18 protein-coding genes and 4 tRNA genes are annotated in these 17,263 nt (G+C 35.6%); 11 read left to right on the top strand and 11 right to left on the bottom strand.

Annotated elements, in window-relative coordinates; genetic code table 11:
* The first annotated feature begins 59 nt into the window (after positions 1-59).
* The 6 genes from KIK00_RS06005 to KIK00_RS05980 all read left to right on the top strand — a co-directional run bounded on the left by KIK00_RS06005 (position 60) and on the right by KIK00_RS05980 (position 6,851).
* Positions 60-569 carry a hypothetical protein gene (locus KIK00_RS06005; protein ID WP_255815647.1) on the top strand — a complete coding sequence of 170 codons (510 nt, stop codon included), beginning with the start codon at positions 60-62 and terminating at the stop codon, positions 567-569.
* A complete protein-coding gene (locus KIK00_RS06000; RefSeq protein WP_255815646.1) occupies positions 544-3,135 on the top strand; it encodes a DNA gyrase/topoisomerase IV subunit A in 2,592 nt (863 codons plus the stop codon). The genes KIK00_RS06005 and KIK00_RS06000 overlap by 26 nt, the downstream gene beginning before the upstream one ends.
* 41 nt (positions 3,136-3,176) lie before the next feature.
* Entirely contained in the window at positions 3,177-3,818 is a 642-nt protein-coding gene (locus tag KIK00_RS05995) for a rhomboid family intramembrane serine protease (protein ID WP_255816653.1), read from the top strand.
* Positions 3,819-3,849: 31 nt separating this feature from the next.
* Positions 3,850-4,938, top strand: coding sequence for an AraC family transcriptional regulator (locus KIK00_RS05990; RefSeq protein ID WP_255815645.1), 1,089 nt, complete (start codon positions 3,850-3,852; stop codon positions 4,936-4,938).
* 159 nt (positions 4,939-5,097) lie between these two features.
* Positions 5,098-5,883: an SDR family oxidoreductase gene (locus tag KIK00_RS05985; protein WP_255815644.1), complete on the top strand. Its 786-nt coding sequence runs from the start codon at positions 5,098-5,100 to the stop codon at positions 5,881-5,883.
* On the top strand, positions 5,829-6,851 hold the full coding sequence (locus tag KIK00_RS05980) for an NAD-dependent epimerase/dehydratase family protein (protein ID WP_255815643.1): 1,023 nt from the start codon (positions 5,829-5,831) through the stop codon (positions 6,849-6,851). Before KIK00_RS05985 ends, KIK00_RS05980 begins: the two co-directional genes overlap by 55 nt.
* 56 nt (positions 6,852-6,907) lie before the next feature.
* Here the strand turns inward: KIK00_RS05980 and KIK00_RS05975 are convergent, their stop codons facing one another.
* The 8 genes from KIK00_RS05975 to KIK00_RS05940 form a co-directional block, all read right to left on the bottom strand.
* Positions 6,908-8,449: a hypothetical protein gene (locus tag KIK00_RS05975; RefSeq protein WP_255815642.1), complete on the bottom strand. Its 1,542-nt coding sequence runs from the start codon at positions 8,447-8,449 to the stop codon at positions 6,908-6,910.
* 7 nt (positions 8,450-8,456) lie between these two features.
* On the bottom strand, positions 8,457-9,029 hold the full coding sequence (locus KIK00_RS05970) for a hypothetical protein (RefSeq protein WP_255815640.1): 573 nt from the start codon (positions 9,027-9,029) through the stop codon (positions 8,457-8,459).
* Positions 9,030-9,571: 542 nt separating this feature from the next.
* A complete protein-coding gene (locus KIK00_RS05965; protein WP_255815639.1) occupies positions 9,572-9,931 on the bottom strand; it encodes a DUF4180 domain-containing protein in 360 nt (119 codons plus the stop codon).
* A gap of 5 nt (positions 9,932-9,936) precedes the next feature.
* Positions 9,937-10,959 carry a serine hydrolase gene (locus KIK00_RS05960; protein WP_255815637.1) on the bottom strand — a complete coding sequence of 341 codons (1,023 nt, stop codon included), beginning with the start codon at positions 10,957-10,959 and terminating at the stop codon, positions 9,937-9,939.
* 27 nt (positions 10,960-10,986) lie between these two features.
* Positions 10,987-11,835: a peptide chain release factor N(5)-glutamine methyltransferase gene (gene prmC, locus KIK00_RS05955; RefSeq protein ID WP_255815636.1), complete on the bottom strand. Its 849-nt coding sequence runs from the start codon at positions 11,833-11,835 to the stop codon at positions 10,987-10,989.
* Positions 11,836-12,594, bottom strand: a complete 759-nt coding sequence (yaaA, locus tag KIK00_RS05950) for a peroxide stress protein YaaA (RefSeq protein ID WP_255815635.1) — start codon at positions 12,592-12,594, stop codon at positions 11,836-11,838.
* 4 nt (positions 12,595-12,598) lie between these two features.
* Positions 12,599-13,300 (bottom strand): CPBP family intramembrane glutamic endopeptidase, encoded by a 702-nt coding sequence (locus KIK00_RS05945; RefSeq protein WP_255815634.1) that lies wholly within the window; start codon positions 13,298-13,300, stop codon positions 12,599-12,601.
* Positions 13,301-13,339: 39 nt separating this feature from the next.
* On the bottom strand, positions 13,340-13,951 hold the full coding sequence (locus tag KIK00_RS05940) for an L-threonylcarbamoyladenylate synthase (protein ID WP_255815633.1): 612 nt from the start codon (positions 13,949-13,951) through the stop codon (positions 13,340-13,342).
* A gap of 101 nt (positions 13,952-14,052) precedes the next feature.
* On the opposite strand from KIK00_RS05940, the gene KIK00_RS05935 reads away from it, so the two are divergent.
* The 4 genes from KIK00_RS05935 (at position 14,053) to KIK00_RS05920 (ending at position 14,457) form a co-directional block, all read left to right on the top strand.
* Positions 14,053-14,125: transfer RNA gene (locus KIK00_RS05935), tRNA-Met, on the top strand.
* Between the two features lie 38 nt (positions 14,126-14,163).
* Positions 14,164-14,236, top strand: a tRNA-Met gene (locus tag KIK00_RS05930).
* 38 nt (positions 14,237-14,274) lie between these two features.
* Positions 14,275-14,346 (top strand) — tRNA-Met (locus KIK00_RS05925).
* Between the two features lie 38 nt (positions 14,347-14,384).
* A tRNA-Met gene (locus KIK00_RS05920) sits at positions 14,385-14,457 on the top strand.
* A gap of 95 nt (positions 14,458-14,552) precedes the next feature.
* Here KIK00_RS05920 and KIK00_RS05915 read toward each other — a convergent pair.
* Both KIK00_RS05915 and KIK00_RS05910 read right to left on the bottom strand, forming a co-directional pair.
* On the bottom strand, positions 14,553-14,798 hold the full coding sequence (locus KIK00_RS05915; protein WP_255815632.1) for an Ada metal-binding domain-containing protein: 246 nt from the start codon (positions 14,796-14,798) through the stop codon (positions 14,553-14,555).
* A gap of 29 nt (positions 14,799-14,827) precedes the next feature.
* Positions 14,828-15,541, bottom strand: a complete 714-nt coding sequence (locus KIK00_RS05910; protein WP_255815631.1) for a 2OG-Fe(II) oxygenase — start codon at positions 15,539-15,541, stop codon at positions 14,828-14,830.
* 171 nt (positions 15,542-15,712) lie between these two features.
* Here KIK00_RS05910 and KIK00_RS05905 point away from each other — a divergent pair, with 171 nt between their 5' ends.
* Positions 15,713-16,159: a GNAT family N-acetyltransferase gene (locus KIK00_RS05905; RefSeq protein WP_255815630.1), complete on the top strand. Its 447-nt coding sequence runs from the start codon at positions 15,713-15,715 to the stop codon at positions 16,157-16,159.
* A 344-nt stretch (positions 16,160-16,503) separates the two neighbouring features.
* Here the strand turns inward: KIK00_RS05905 and KIK00_RS05900 are convergent, their stop codons facing one another.
* Positions 16,504-17,085: a hypothetical protein gene (locus KIK00_RS05900; RefSeq protein WP_255815629.1), complete on the bottom strand. Its 582-nt coding sequence runs from the start codon at positions 17,083-17,085 to the stop codon at positions 16,504-16,506.
* Positions 17,086-17,263: the final 178 nt, after the last annotated feature.

Here is a 17,263-nt window from a genome sequence, read left to right as displayed (position 1 = left end):
AGGTTAAAAAAACACAGTTTGAAGTAAGAAATTAGGAAACTTACAACAAAAAAAATCAAATGAGACTAAGTAACCGTAATAAAGCATCAGTTTATAACTTTTTAAGTACCGTTCTTCTTATGATAATGGCACTTGGAATAATTGTATTTATAGCTAATAAATATAGATTTAATGCGCTGGAGGATGAAAGTTATTTATTGATTATTGTTCCTATTATGATGCTGATTATCTTTTATATTTGCGGACGGCAGATTTTTGAATATGACAGCGATGGAGAAGCTCTGAACTTTAAAAACAGGAATATTATTCCTTTTTTAGACAAGCCTCTTCATGATGAATTTCCAAAATATAAGCTGATAAAGTATGATGTAGTCAGTATTTTATTTATCAAAAGATTATACATCACCGTTTCAAGTAAGAATAATGGATCTACTATACTGAAATACCAGATCTCTTATTTGAACAGAAAAGAAGTAAACGATTTAAAACTCTCTTTGAACAAAGTAGTAAAAGCTAATAAAGAGAATAAAGACAAAAAAACAGATGACGACAGAAGAATATTCGCATGAGGGTGAAAGCTTAAAGAAGGTTTCCGGTCTGTATAAAGACTGGTTTCTGGATTATGCTTCCTATGTAATTTTGGACAGAGCTATCCCTTCGGTGTATGACGGTTTAAAACCCGTTCAGCGAAGAATTATGCACTCTATGCGGGAACTGGAAGACGGCCGTTACAATAAAGTGGCAAACATCGTGGGTAATACCATGAAATACCACCCACATGGAGATGCTTCCATTACAGATGCCATGGTGCAGATAGGACAGAAGGAACTACTGATAGATACTCAGGGAAACTGGGGTAATATTTATACAGGAGACTCTGCGGCTGCTGCAAGGTATATTGAAGCAAGGCTTACTCCTTTTGCACTGGAAGTAGTCTTTAATCCTAAAACTACAGAATGGACCAAGTCTTACGACGGAAGAAATAATGAACCTATCGACCTGCCGGTAAAATTCCCTTTGCTTCTTGCACAGGGAGTAGAAGGTATTGGGGTAGGTCTTTCTACAAAAATACTTCCGCATAACTTCAATGAGCTTATCAATGCATCAGTAGCTTATCTGAAAGGAAAGAGATTTGAGCTGTATCCGGACTTTTTAACAGCCGGTTATCTGGATGTTTCAGAATATAATGACGGTCACAGAGGAGGAAAAGTAAGGGCCAGAGCCAAAATTACACAAACGGATAAGCACACATTGGTGATTTCCGAACTTCCTTACTCGAAAACCACAACCGATCTTATTGATTCTATCTTAAAAGCCAATGAGAAAGGGAAGATCAAAATTAAAAAGATTGAGGATAATACTTCTGATAAAGTAGAAATCCTGATTCATATCCACAATGATGTTTCTCCGGATAAGACAATTGACGCCCTGTATGCATTCACAGACTGCCAGGTGACAATCTCTCCGAATGCCTGCGTGATTGTAGGTGACAAACCTATGTTCATGAATGTGTCCGATATTCTGAAAATGAATACGGACCATACCGTATCATTATTGAAGAAGGAACTTGAAATTGAACTTCACGAACTTCAGGAAAGCTGGCATTTCTCTTCACTGGAAAGAATTTTTATTGAAAATAGAATCTATCACGATATCGAAGAGGTAAAAACCTGGGAAGATGTATTAAAGACAATTGATGCAGGATTAAAACCGCATACCAAACATCTTTTAAGAGCCGTTACTGAAGAGGATATCTTAAAACTCACCGAAATCAGAATCAAGAGAATTTCAAGATTCGATTTAGATAAATTTAAAGAAAATATTGCATCTCTGGAAGGTAAAATAGAACAGGTAAAATACCATCTGGCCAACCTGATCGCCTATGCCATAGATTATTATTTAAATATTCAGAAAAAATACGGTAAAGACAAACAGAGAAAGACAGAACTTAGAATTTTTGATACCATTGATGCTACAAAAGTAGCGGTGGCTAATGAAAAATTCTATGCTAATTTTGAAGAAGGCTTTATCGGAACATCCCTGAAGAAAGACCAGTACCTGTTTGATTGCTCTGATATTGATGATATTATTATTTTCAGAAAAGACGGAAGCATGAAAGTGGTAAAAGTAGAGGCAAAAACATTTGTTGGAAAAGATATTTTGCACGTTGCCATATGGAAGAAAAATGATAAAAGAACAGTGTATAATATGATCTACCGAGAGGGAAGAGAAGGACCATATTATATGAAACGATTCTCTGTAACCGGAGTGACAAGAAATACAGATTATCCGTTAGCTTCAGATAAAAAAGGTTCAGAAACACTCTACTTTTCAGCAAACCCAAATGGTGAAGCAGAAACAGTAACAGTGCTTTTAAAACCAAATCCTAGAATCAGAAAAAACAAAATGGAGATCAATTTCTCCGAACTTGCCATCAAAGGACGTGATTCCAAAGGAAACCTGGTGACAAAATATGCGGTTAAGAAGGTGGATATGAAGGAAGAAGGAGTTTCTACCCTTGCGCCTAGAAAAATCTGGTTTGACGATACCGTAAGAAGGCTGAATGCAGATGCAAGAGGAACATTACTGGGAAGCTTCAAAGGAGATGACAAAATTCTGACCATCAATACAAACGGCGAAGTAAAGCTGGTATCTTTTGATCTTGGCAACCGTTTTGATGATGAATATCTGGTACTGGAGAAATGGAGACCTGCACAGCCTATTACCTGTATTTATTATGATGGAGAAAAAGATATTTACTTCATCAAGAGATTCTTACTGGAAAATACAGTAAATGTCCAGACTTTCATGCCGTCTGAGCATCCGAAATCATTCATTGAAAATGTAATTGTTGCCAATGACGTTACCGCGGAAATTATTTTCGCGAAAGATAAAGGCAAAGAACGTGACGCTGAAACAATAAACATAGATGAATTTATTGCAGTAAAAGGAATAAAGGCAATCGGAAACCAGTTTACGAAATTTAAAGTAAAAGCAATCAATATTACTATTCCTGAACCTGTAGAAGAAGAACCGGAGGTCTATGAAGAGCCGGAACCCACAGGTGATGCAGATGAAGACGGAGGAATTATCGGTGATCTGTTTCAGGGTGATGGGAGTAACGAAAATGAATAGACCATAAAATGTCTGTTTAATTATAACATAAGAAACATATGATGGATATAGTTGTTTTAATAATCATGGCGGTCACATGTATTTTTAGTTACATGGGATTCAACAATACAGCATTATTTGAAAAATATAAATTCAATGTTGGAGCCATTGCAAACCGCAAAGAATACATAAGGCTTATCAGCTCTGCGTTTTTGCATGCGGACTTTATGCACTTATTTTTTAATATGCTTTCCCTGTATTTTTTCCAGGGAGTAGTCATTAGTTTCTTTGGTGAAGTAGGATTTTTGATTCTTTATTTCGGATCAATGATCTTAGGAAATTTATTCAGTTTACAGATTTATAAAAATCAGCCTTGGTATTCTGCTATCGGAGCATCAGGAGCAGTTTCAGGAATTATTTTTGCTTCTATAGCCATGGCACCGAATGAGATCAGTGTCAACTTCCTGCCGGGATGGTTATTTGGAACATTATATTTCGGATATTCTGTATACATGATGCTGAATCCTAAACAATGGGATAACCTGGGGCATGCTGCTCACCTTGGAGGAGCTTTTTTCGGGCTCGTTTACTCTATTGTAATGCATCCGCAGCTGGCCATGAGCAATATCCTTTTCTTAGGAATCATGTCACTTCCATTAATTTATCTGGGATATGAAATTTTTGTAAGGAAACGAATAGGATAAAAGACTATTTTTAATTAAAATATCAAAACCAATGAACACATCAGAGTTAAACAGTTTCATCGTGATACTTATCTATGGTTCATTGGTTTTGCTTTCTCTGCTGAAACTCGCCAATCCTTTGAAAGTAAACCGTAAAGCCAATTTCTGGTTTGGTATATTTCTCTTTCTATGGTCTACCTTTTGGCTGGATGAGGTTTTGTTTCTCATCACAGGGACGACGGTTGAGTTTCATTCCCTGTTTTTTGTCAGATGTATTCAGTTTTTCACACCCATTGTTTTTTACTTTAGTGTGCTGTTCTTTACCAATCCCTCTTTTACTTTCAAAATCAGGGATTTTAAATTTCTTTTACTTCCTACAGCTTTTCTGTTGTGTCTTGTTCTGGTAAAACTAGGTTATGAGACACCATTTGAATATCTGAGTGTCATTTTGATCCTGATTCAGGCACTGTTCTATACCGGACTTTCTTATGTTACTATCAGAAAGCACCAGCGGAAGATTCAGCAGTTTTCCTCCAATACTGAGGGAATCAATCTGAACTGGCTTGAATATATCATTCTGGTACTTCTTATTGTGAACATTATCTATGTGATATATAATCTCTTCTATGATCCCAAATCATTGAATTTCTTTATTAATGCCGTCTTTTTATCTGTTATTTACTGTGTGGGATATTACTCTTTGAAACAAAGGGAAATCTATCCTTTAGAAGAAAAATACAGAGAAGAGCTGATCTCTATCAATGAAGATTCCGATTCAGAAGAAATAAAGAGAAAGCTAATCTCTGATGAAGAATTAGTAAAGATTAAAACCTCACTTGAAGGACTTATGGAAATACAGAAACCTTATCTTGATAGTGAACTTAACCTGATCAGGCTGGCTGAAATGCTGTCTGTTTCTACCCATCATCTGTCTTATGTCATCAATACAGGTTTTGGAAAGAATTTCTTCCAGTATGTAAATGAATTCAGAGTAGAATATGCCCAAAAGCTTCTGAAGGAATCAAACAGTAAATTATCAATTTTGGGAATCGCATATGAATCCGGTTTCAATTCCAAGACCTCTTTTAATACCACGTTCAAAAAAGTGACAGGGCAGACCCCTTCTGAATTCAAAAAATAAGTTCAGGTTTATAAAGTTTTACTTTTTTATTGGTTTATAGTATTGATTTATAGTGGTTTGTGTATGTTGTCTTTCTTTCTTGAAAATCAGTTCGTTCAGATAATCCGGAACATTAAAGCCCTCTTTTCATGATAGCTTTGTACCATAAAATTTAAACGTATGGATACCAAAGAGTCATATGCTGTAGTCACAGGAGCAAGTCAGGGACTGGGCAAATCATTTGCTGAAAATCTTGCCAGAAAAAAGATCAATGTCATTCTTGTAAGCCTTCCGGATCAGAACCTCAAAGAATTTTCCCAAGAGCTGCAAGAGTTGTATGATGTAAAAGTTCATTACTATGAAACAGATCTTTCTGTCAATGGCAATGTCCTGAAGCTTACAGAATGGCTTAACCGTTCCTTTGATATTCATATTCTGATCAACAATGCGGGGCTTGGTGGAACTAAAAAATTCACAGAAGCTTCTTCGGAATATATCAATACCATTCTGCAGGTTAATGTAACGGCTACTTCTCTGATTACCCATCAGTTACTTCCCAATCTTTTAAAACAGCCAAAAGCCTATATTTTGAATGTATCCAGTATGGCAGCCTTTTCTCCCATAGGTTTTAAAACCGTATATCCTGCTTCCAAAAGCTTTATCTATTCATTTTCCAGAGGACTGCACGAAGAACTGAAAGATACCAATGTCTTTGTAAGCGTTGTAAATCCAGGTGCCATGAAAACAAATACGGATGTCTGTAAAAGAATAGAAAAGCAAGGTTTCATAGGAAGATTGACACTTTTAAATCCTGATAAAGTAGCATCATACTGTATTCGTCAACTGTTTAAAAAAGATTCCGTAATTATGGTGAACCCAATCAGCTGGCTGATGATGAAAATTTTACCAATATGGATCAAACTGCCGTTGATGACCCAGGCTATAAAAAGAGAAATAGAAGCATGAAAAAAGTTTGTGTAACCGGAGCGACAGGGCTTCTGGGAACTAATGTTATTATTAAATTATTACAAAATGGTTATTCTGTTATTGCTCTGGTGCGCAAGAAAAGCAGCTGGCTGGGCGAAGAAAATGAGAATCTGAAACTGATAGAAGCAGATCTTTTATCTAATCTTTCATTATTACTCAAAGAAATTGACTGTCTCATTCATATTGCAGCAGAAACACGTCAGAATCTCATCAACTATGATGAATATAGAAAAGTGAATTATGAGACTGCTGTAAACCTGCTTACCCATGCAGAATTAATGGATGTAAAAAAGTTTTTGTTTGTAAGCACAGCAAACACTTTGGGTTATGGGAATACGGCTTTCTGGGGAAGTGAAAAAGCTCCGCAGCTTTATCCTTTCACTCATTCATTGTATGCCCAAAGTAAGGTAGAAGCTGAAGATTATCTTTTAAAGAACCGTAAAAATACAGACGTTATTATCGTTAATCCAACATTTATGATCGGAGCATATGACAGCAAACCGAGTTCCGGAAAAATCATCTTTTGGACCTGGAAAAAGAAGCTGGTTTTCTATCCGAAAGGAGGGAAGAATTTCGTACATGTGGAAGATGCTGCTAACGGAATATTAAATGCTATTCAATACGGAAAGGCTGATGAAAAATACCTCTTAGCCAATGAAAATTTGAGCTATAAAGAATTTTTTAAGAAAGTAAACCGGATTACCGATCAGAATCCAACCATGATAGCTATTCCAAACAGAGTTTTGAGTTTCCTTGGATTGATAGGTGACGGCTTGAGAAAATTAAACATAAAAACAAACCTCAGTACCTCCAATATGAAAGCTTTGCAGATCTGTAATTATTATTCTAATCAGAAATCAGTAGAGGAGTTAGGTATTCAATATCAATCCACTGATAAAGCAATCGAAGATGCTGTTCAGTATTTTATTGAAAATAAGGAATATTGATTTTTCATCCTTTTGAAAATAAAAAACCAGCTTTATAAAAGCTGGTTTTTGTCAAATTATCTTGTTATTTTCTGAGTTACATTTTTGTTGGAAACAACGCAGGCTTTACTGCAGTTATTTGCACTTGAAATATTAACCTGTACCAGTGCTGGTAATGATCTGTATTCTTCCTTATTATAAGGAGCTTCAGTACCATTGCTTCCACCACCTTTAATATCATATTGCAGCTGGGCAACTCCTGTGAATCCAATTGCAGGCCTGAAAGAAAGTGCTCCGGTAGTGGGGAAATAGGTCCACGTTCCTTGACTGTTAGTATAAACACCGCCGGTTATATTCGGAATAACAGCTCCATTGTTATCCAAAAAGCGGAATGAATTAAAATCAAGGTTATTATATGAAAGTGTTGGCGGGTTTTGACCGCTTGCTGAAGAATAAGCCGCATCATTAAGCAAAGGATAATAGGTTGACTTTACCCCTGGGCATCCTGCAAACAGATCATCTGTTACTTCTGCTGCATAAGGTCTGGTAACTCCTAAGTTTCTCAATAAGTGTATATTTTTAGCAGCTCCTGTAGAAGCCGCAAATCCAATTCTGAAAGTTGGAGGAGCTGAAGTATCCAGCGTTCTTACCGTACTGTTGGATATTGTAGTTTCAGTATATTTCAGAGAAGTTGGATAATAATAATTATCAATCACTTTTTCTTTCACAGTTCCATGCTGTATTTCCAGGGTTATATTGTAACCACCAGCAGGATTGGGTACTAATGTGACATATGCTTTACGGAATCTTGCATCATTTTCATTGAGAGGAAAGGTAGTTCCACCACTTTCAATGCTGAATTGCTGAAGAGTTGTGTTTTTAATACCTATATATTTTCCGGTTGCAGTATCCAGATAAGCAGATCTGTTACTGCTGGAAGGTAATGCATTGGTAGCTGTGCTGTAAAGCAACGGATAACCATTGTATCCTGCAGGCTCAGCTGAAGACAGGTATTGGTTTCCGCGTTTACCTCTCAAAGAAACATTGCTTCGTCCATCGGCTAATCCTACGCCAAAAATTCCATTTCTAACTCTTTCACTTTGATTAAAACTAGTTTTAAAATTTCCGTATTCATCCAGACCTATTCCAAGATAGGCTCCTCTAAGTCCTTCTGTAGACTCGCCTCCACGTACAAAACTATATCCTAATCCACCACCAAAGTAGCCGAGATTAAGCTGTTCCTTAGGGATAGATCCATCTACTAAGAATATAGAAATACCATCTCCTCCATTAGTATTTCCCCCATAAATAGCAAATTCAAACTCGAATTTGATTCCCTGGTCACTTTTGAATATTTTATCAGCAAGTATAACACCTCCCGAAATATTATTTACGCTTCGGGTAAGCCGCAATCCATCTGTGGTAAAGGTGGCGTCATTCTGAACTCCACTGGTCGCTACTTTATAGGCTTCCTGAGGCTGTAATCCCTGTGTGAAGTTTACAAAATAAGGATAGCCGGTTCCCTGTTCATTCTGTGCCTTAATATTCTGAGAGAAAATACATAATGAAAAAATGAACAAAAGCCTTTTGCATTGTAAAACTGAGGTATTTTTTATCATCGCTCAGTTATTTAACAACAAAAACAATATTAATAAAAGAACAGTCTGTGGCTGCAGCTTTTACATCATAGGTCATTACACCATCATCAGAAATAGAGATATTACTAAATACATTGGGATCAGCGTCTGTTACATAATAGTAAAGATCTTTGCTTGACGGGAAAAAAGGAATGGCAGCAGGAGCACTCGTACTCTTCGCTTTTGGAGAGCCAAACTGAGTCTTATAGAGTGTATATAAATCTTTAGTTCGGCCGTTGGCATTGCTGGAAGTGTCAAAAGAAACACTCGGCATATAAAACATTTTTACAGCATTACTACTGATACAAAGCCAATCAGGTTTGGTAGGTGTTCCAATATTCTGACTTAAACATTTCTTATCAATATCATAAATAAGTAGCGAATTGGCTGGATTTGTAATAGCATCTCTTTTTGCAGTAGTAAGTCTTGGTATCAGCATGCCTTTATTTTGACTGTAAACATCCAGGATGGCACTTGCGTCAGGCGTAGCTGTATTAATCCCTATCTGGGCATAATAAAAAGAACTTACTAAAACGATTGGTAGAAATAATTTTTTAATCATGATGTCTTTAATAATTTTTTATCTGTGTATTGTATTTTTTTGTGTTGTGTCTTATGAGATACTTTTCTGCCAGCTTAATTTATTTTGAAAATAAATACCCCTACAATTCATTCAAACAATGAATTATACTGACAGCATAGTATGAGGAGACTTTAGTTTCCAAAATAACAGATAGTACAAGCATGTGTCATAGAGACTATCTATGTCTTATCTGAAAGAGTCAAAAAAGAGAATTGAGTTAAGTAGCCCTATTATATAAAATATAAGCTTTTAGAATACTAAAAATCATAATCCTTGTGTTTTTGCAAATATACAAATAAACTACTTAATATATGGTTTTTGAGCGATTAATTTTAATTTAACTTTATTTGTTAGTTAAATTGATGTGTATTGGTTTAAATTTTTACCAATATGATAAAATTAATAGATTATTTTTAATATTCAAATTACTGTGCTTTTTGAAATATGTGTTTTATAAGAAGATATTAATATTAAAAAAAACGATAAGTTGTATGTTTTGAGCTAATCGTCTGAAAAAGAATTTATTTTGATAAATTATCCAATGCGTCTTCCAGTGATTTCAGAAAATTCACATGTTTTGTTTTGTTACTTTCAAAAATAAAGTCCTTCAGGCTCTTACTTTCATAGGTGTCGAAATCCCCTACAATAGCCAGTCCGATACGATAGTTTGAGAATTTTTGAAGAATTTCACCTGCTATTTTTGTTTTTAAATCGAAAAATTCAGGAGTAATGTTTTTTTCATAAAGAATGATTTTGTCAAAACCTTGATAATAGACATTTCCCATGAGATCCAGTCCGTCCTGTGCAGATTGGATGATAATATGATCAGAAATAACTTCTGCAATTTTTATAGTATTAATTTCGTGAGATTGAATAGTCATCTTCTTTATTGAATTGTTTTTTTGATGTCATTTAAAAAATTACCCAAAGGAAATGCTTCTCCCTGATTGGTAAGTGCTATAACACAGCTGTTATGCTGCAGATCTCTCCAGAATAAAGCTTTGAAGCCATTCAGACCACCTGTATGCATTGCAGTTTTTCCACTCTTTTCATCTTCTATAAACCAGGCAAATCCGTAGTTTGAAATCTGGCCGGCGGATAGTTTTGCAGGAGTATACATAAGAGCTGTATTTTCTTTACTGATCAGGGTATAATTCCGTAAGGCCTGATCAAATTTATACAGATCTCCGGGAGTAGAGTAGATTCCGCCGTCGCCAGTTGTTAAGATTGAATAATCATCGGGTTTCTTCTGTTGATTATATCCTAATGCCTTATTTTGAATAGTTGTAGAAGATTCATATACATAAGTATTGTTCATCTTCAAAGGAGTGATAATCTGCTCATTGATGAAAGTACGAAAAGATTTCCCGGAAACCTTTTCGATAATCTGAGAAAGAATGATATATCCGCTATTGCTGTATTTAAACCTGCTGTCTGGATTGAAATCAAGATTTTTAAGACTAAACAGCCAGTCAATCACTTCCTGATTATTCAATCCTTTTTTAGAAAATAAATTCTCATAGTCTCTGATTCCCGATGTATGGTGCAAAAGCTGCCTGATAGTGATATTTTTAGCATATTCAGGAAGTTCAACGAACTGAGAAGCCTTATTATCAAGCTTCAGTAGGTCTTTTTGCTCTAAAGTCATAATCGCTGCAGCAGTAAAAGATTTGCTGAGAGAGGCAATATAAAAAGAGGTATTTTTATCAGATTGGAGCCCTTTTTCAAGATTACGGAAGCCCAGAGCTGTATCACATACAATCCTGCCGTTTTTCACAATCAGAACAGAGCCGCTAAATTCTCCTTTCCTGTAATATTCATCCACAACATCCTGAGGATGCTGTTTGCAGGATGTTAATTGCAGAATCAGCGAAATACCAACGAAGGCATTCCATATCAAAGTTTTCATAAGTTAAGTGTCTGGAAACAAAATTACTTATTTCCTTCCATAAATAAACCTGTCATTTTCAGATAAATCCTTCAACAATTGAACATTAGAGAAATACTGATACAGTTCCAGGGTTTCCGGGCCTAATTTCTGATTGATTTCTAAGAACAAAAGCCCGTCTTTATTCAGGTGCTTTTTAGCATCTTCTGCTATTTTTTTGTAAAAGATTAAAGCATCGGCAGTAGGAGAGAAAAGAGCCATTTTGGGCTCAAACTCTTTCACGGAGTCTGCAATTTCAATCTCTTCCTCAATGCCGATATACGGAGGGTTTGAAATAATGATATCATAGCTTTCAATCAGCTCAAGATTGAGATAATCAGCATGAATGAACTGTATTTCCAGTTGATGATAATCCGCATTTCTTTGGGCGGTCTTCAATGCTTTTTCAGAAAAATCCACTGATGAGACTTCAGCTTCAGGAAAATGTTTCTTTAAAACCAAAGGAATCACTCCACTTCCGGTTCCGATATCCAAAATTTTTAACCCTTGAACTTTAAGCTTTAAACTTTGAATTTCCCTGATGGCAATCTCAAGCAGCTCTTCCGTTTCAGGGCGGGGAATCAGTACATTTTCATCTACAAAGAACTTCATGCCATAAAATTCAGTTTCACCAAGAATCTGCTGATAAGGTCTACCGGTTTTAAGTTCCGAAATCAGATGACAAAGTTTTTCTTCATCATCTGTAAGAAGTTCCTGTTCAGAAAATCTTCTTTGCTGAAAATGATCAAAACCCATTATCTGGTGAATGAATAGGGAAGATAAAAAAATACTTTCCGACTCAGTATAAAGATCAGAAAGCTCTATTTTGAAATATTTTTTAAATGCTGAAATTGTCATTTATCTTGTAAAAACCAGTTTAGTATCTGTAGACTTCTCTTCATCAATTCTATAACCTTCATAGTTGAACGCTTTTACATCTTCCAGTGTCTTGGCGTTAGTCTCAGCACAAAATCTTACCACAAGACCTCTTGCATGCTTGGTGTATACCACAATGGTTTTCAGTTTTCCGTCTTTTAATTCATAAAAATCAAAATCGATCACTTTATGGTTCAGTTTTTTTCTGTCGATTACTTTCCCATATTCATTGCTGGCAAGGTGAAGAAGTATTTCTCCTTTTTTCATTTCAGAATTCAATTGTTCTGTAATTTTTTCTCTCCAGAACCCATACAGGTTTTTATATTGTTCAAACTCAAAAGGACGCCCCATTTCCAATCTGTAAAGCATTACTTTATCAGATGGTTTCAGCAGACCGTAAAGCCCGGAAAGCATTCTGTAGTTTTTCTGCAGATAGTCTACCGCATTTTTATCCAGGGTCTTGGCATCCAATCCTCTATATACTTCTCCTGTAAAAGCAAACATGGCCGGAGCAGATTCTTTTGAAGTAGGCTTGGATTTCCATTTTTGATTTCTTTCCCAGTTTTCATCAGCCAGTTTAGATGATATTTCCATCAGTTCGGAAAGATATTTGGGAGATTTTTCTTTTAAATAAGACTGTATAAATGCTGCTTCTTCAATGAATCTGGGAGTGGAAGATTTCAACAGGTCTGTTGAGTTGTCTACGTTCATTAATTTTGCAGGAGATGTTATAATTTTCATAATGTTAAAATACAGATAAATGTTTAATATTAATAAAATTCAGAGCCATCAGAGAGATAAAATCAATCATGAAATGACAGATGATCAGAATTTTAATATTTGAATAGCGTTTATAAAATAAGGCAAAAACAATTCCAATAAAAAAAGGTCCGAGAACCTGACCTATGGTACCATATGTGCTGTGCAGAATTCCAAATAAAACGGCTGAAATAATAACTCCTGCAGTGGGATTATTATAGATTTTTTCAATCCTGGGCTGTATATAACCCCGCATCAGAAATTCTTCTACAATAGCAGCTGTGAGGCACATGAAAATAATTAAGAAATAATTGTTCTTAAAAATAGGTACAAGATTAAGAAGTTTATCACTTATTTTTTCAGGGATAAAAAATAGGATTATTGTATTCAGAACTGCTCCGCCAATCATGCAGATAAAATATAAGCTCAGAACAGCTTTAATATAAAATAGAATGGAATATGGAGTTTCTTTTTTTAATAAAAATGCCCCCTTTTCAACCCATATATTGTACAGAAATATAATGATCAAAACGATCCATATCACAATCCTACTGAGAAAAAAGCTGTCTGCTGTAATTCCTCTTATTCCTGTAATCAGAGTGATAACCGGGAAAGAATAAAGCATTGCTGCAACCAAAAGCACAAAAGTGAGTAAAATTCCTATAGAATATTTCCCATTAAACCCCATAATCCAAATAACCCTAAACCTTGAACTTTATATTTTGAATTAAATAATTCCTTTTCCCTGACGGATAATCTCCGGTTCTCCGGAAGTAAGGTCTACAATAGTGGATGCCACATTATCTCCATATCCAGAATCAATAACGATATCTACCAAATGATCATATTTCTCTGCGATCAGCTCCGGATCAGTAGAATATTCAATGATTTCATCATCGTCCTTAATAGAAGTGGAAGCAATAGGATGTCCTAATTTTTCAACAATCAGTTGCGGAATCGGGTGATCAGGAACACGGATACCAATTGTTTTATGACCTTTATATGCTAAGGGTAAACTTTTGTTCGCTTCAAGGATAAAAGTAAACGGTCCGGGAAGATGGCTTTTCAGAAATCTGAAAATCGAGGTGTCAATAGGTCTTGTAAAGTCGGAAAGATGGCTGAGATCATTACAGATAATCGAGAATTTAGACTTCTCAAGTTTCATTTTTTTGAGCTGAGCCAGTTTTTCCATGGCTTTTATATCAAAAATATTACAGCCTAAAGCATATATCGTATCAGAAGGATAGATAATCAGCCCGCCATTATTTAAAGTTTTAATGACCTCATTCACAAGATTTTCCTGTGGGTTGTCTGGGTAAATTTTTAATATTTTTGCCATAGAACAAAGATACAAATAATAAAATAGTTTTCATAAAAGTCCTTTATTTAAAAGAAAAATTAGGATTTGTGAAAAATATTCGTACCTTTGCAATCCAATATCGCGGGATGGAGCAGTAGGTAGCTCGTCGGGCTCATAACCCGAAGGTCATCGGTTCGAGTCCGGTTCCCGCTACTAAGCAAGTGTTTTCGGTAAGCACTCTAAAAATACACCGCGGGATGGAGCAGTAGGTAGCTCGTCGGGCTCATAACCCGAAGGTCATCGGTTCGAGTCCGGTTCCCGCTACTAAGCAAGTGTTTTCGGTAAACACTCTAAAAATATACCGCGGGATGGAGCAGTAGGTAGCTCGTCGGGCTCATAACCCGAAGGTCATCGGTTCGAGTCCGGTTCCGCTACTAAGCAAGTGTTTTCGGTAAACACTCTAAAAATATACCGCGGGATGGAGCAGTAGGTAGCTCGTCGGGCTCATAACCCGAAGGTCATCGGTTCGAGTCCGGTTCCCGCTACTAAACGAGAGAAGCAATATTATATTGCTTCTCTTTTTTATTTTTACTGACTGCAAACAAAGTGAAGTTCGCAAGAAATTTGAATTACCTTGGTATCAATATATTCCCTCTTTCCATTTTTTATATGCTTCTCTCATACAATGTCCACAGGGACGGTAGTTGTTTTGTAATGCCTCTTCTTCGTTCTTAAAGAAAATTCTGTTTTCTATCTTCATTCTTTTTCCTGAACTACAACCAAGTAACCCATAAATTTTCAGTTTGATATTTCCCCCAAAACGAATGTCTTGACTGTGGATTCTACTTCTAAGGCTTTCGTTGGATAGCTGAGAATGCTGAATCATGGTGTGTATGTTTAAATAATATTTAATAATTAATTGGTTGCATCATGGAAAATAATACCCAAAGCATATCGACTTCCTTCCTGAACTTCACTTACTCCATGTTTCATATTGACTCTGTAGTATCCCTTGATTCCTTTTTCGGGCTTAAATTGAGTGGTGAAAATGAGGACATCTCCTTTTTTAGGTTTTAAAACAATAGCTTTTGACTGCGCTCTCGGGATTTGCTGAGTGAGTACAAATTCTCCACCTGTAAAATCTTTGTCTGGTTCGCTGAGCATTAACACGATTTGGATAGGAAAGTATATATCACCATATAAATCCTGGTGTAAAGTATTAAAACCGCCTTCTTTATATTTCAAAATTAAGACAGTCGCTTTTTGCTGGCCGTTGGTATGACATTGTTGTAAAAATTCCTGATGATTTAAAGGAAATTGAGTCTCAATATGTAAGGCTCTAAACCAGGAATTGGCAATAGGAGCCAGATACGGATAAATACTCGTCCGTATGATCTGAATTATTTCAGGCAGCGGATAATCAAAATATTTATATTCACCAAGGCCAAAACGGTGTCTGGCCATCACAACCGTTTTTCGGTAAAGAGCGGAATTGTCATAGTTGGATTTCAATAACTCACACTCGTCCTCCGATAACAGATTAGAAATTACAGCATATCCGTTTTCATGCATTGTTTCCGTAAGATACGGCCAATCTACATTTTCTATTTTTTGAATGATATTCTTCATTGGTTGATTGTATACTGCAAAAATCCGAAGTTGTTCAGGATAAGAAAATCCGAAACATGCGGTATTATCTTCAGACTGAATCTTCTGGACTACTAGTATAATATTAATCTGGATTATATGGCTGGTTTTGGTTAAGACTACTTTTGCCCTGTTAATAAAATAAGTATAACGATGAATTACATTATTAAAAAGGCAAGTCTTGAGGATCTTGATGAAACGGCAGAATTATTCAATCTTTACCGTGTTTTTTACAGACAGGAATCAGATATTGAAAAAGGAAAAGCTTTTCTCAAAGAACGGTTTTTAAACAGTGAATCGGATATCTTTCTTGTGATGACTGAAGGAAGAGCTGTGGGATTTGTTCAGCTTTATAAGCTGTTTCATTATTCCCAATTACAAAAGCAATGGCTGCTAAGTGATTTGTTCGTTCATCCTGATTACAGAGGAAAAGGTCTGTCTGTAGCATTAATTGACCGCAGTAAACAATGGTGTGAAGAAACAGAAGCATGTGGACTAATGCTGGAAACAGAAAAAACGAATGATATCGGAAATATGCTGTACCCGCGTTGTGGATTTGAGTATGATGGACTTCATAATTACTATCATTGGTGGAAATAGGCACAAAAGTAAAGAATGATTTTTAGGCTGGGAGTAGAAAACTTCCAGCTTCTTTTCTTAAAAGTAGTATTAGTTCTACAGTTGTGCACGTTTAATTCTACAGGGATTTTCAGCTAATGGAAAGGCAGAGTCCTATTTTTGTAAAGCTCTTACAGGTCATGGGTAGGACAGTTGATCTGTAGAGTGTATGCAAAAAAATCTCTGCCTAATTTTCTACTTTTTCCCCAAGGGTTTTATGATTAGTACCACAAAACTGCTTTTTCCGGCGGAGATTTTTTGCTTTTAAATAAAAAGAGAACCGCAATTGCAGTTCTCTTTTTTTATGTTTTAATATGATTTAGATATTATTGTGCCAGTTGAGCGTAAGGAGTAAGCTTGTTGTCATCAGACATTGTCTGTCCCAAAAAGTCTCTTTTCTGATCTGCTTTCATTCTTCCTGCAGCATCATTGGCATTGAAGTAAGCTTCATTCAATTTTGTAGCGATATCAGCAGGTTTGAAATCAAATTTAGTATCACCTTCTACACCCAGATATCCGTTCTTTCTTGTAAGGTTGGTAATATAATTGTTGTAGTTGATCATTGTACCTCTCATCATATTGTTATGGTATTCCATACATTTCTTAGCTTTTTTAGAAGAATTGTTCAGGATACAGTTTTTCATATTGTTTCTGTATAAAAACCATTCAGATTCCAAAATACCGTATTCTTTACCTAAAGCAATCTTCCCGTTATTCACAATGTTATTATCCCCTTCTTTTGTGGAGATCGTCTGAAGATGCTGAATAACCAATGGAACGGTAGCTTCGATTTTTGATTTTGTATCCTTTAATATGCTTAGATCAGCAGCAGGAGAACCCTTTTTTTGTGCTGTAGTAACGTTAAAAATAAGCAGTAATAGTACAATCAATAAATTATATCTTTTCATGAGAAATTTTTAAAGCACTAAAATAAATATAATTTCCCGGTTAAAACAAATTCATTTTAATTTTATTTAATAAAATTTAACAAGTTTTAAGAATTTATACCTGAAATGACTCTTTTTCTGTGGATTAAGCAGGTGGGTATTTCACTCCTTTAAAAAATTAATATATTTTAACTAATTT

Source organism: Chryseobacterium sp. MA9 (assembly GCF_024399315.1).
In the GTDB taxonomy this organism is placed as follows: domain Bacteria; phylum Bacteroidota; class Bacteroidia; order Flavobacteriales; family Weeksellaceae; genus Chryseobacterium.
This window is presented reverse-complemented; position numbering and strand designations above follow the sequence as displayed.